The organism is Paraburkholderia sp. SIMBA_027 (genome assembly GCF_046535315.1).
Classification (GTDB): Bacteria; Pseudomonadota; Gammaproteobacteria; order Burkholderiales; family Burkholderiaceae; genus Paraburkholderia; species Paraburkholderia tropica.
On record NZ_JAWRWY010001575.1, the window covers coordinates 1 to 237 of the forward strand.

The 237-nt window shown below is 65.0% G+C and carries 1 pseudogene; it reads left to right on the plus strand.

The window, feature by feature from the left end:
- Positions 1-237: pseudogene (locus tag SB764_RS44480) on the plus strand (HslU--HslV peptidase proteolytic subunit); the annotation flags it as partial.

Consider the following 237-nt stretch of genomic DNA (forward strand, 5'->3'; position numbering starts at 1 on the left):
GCCTCGAAAAGAAGCTGGAGCAGTATCCGGGCCAGCTGATGCGTGCCGCCGTGGAGCTCGCCAAGGATTGGCGCACCGACAAGTATCTCCGCAATCTCGAAGCCATGATGCTGGTCGCCGACAAGACCGTCACCCTGGCCGTCACCGGCAACGGCGACGTTCTGGAGCCGGAACACGGCACGATGGCCATCGGCTCGGGCGGCAATTTTGCGCTCGCCGCATCGCTGGCGCTGCTGG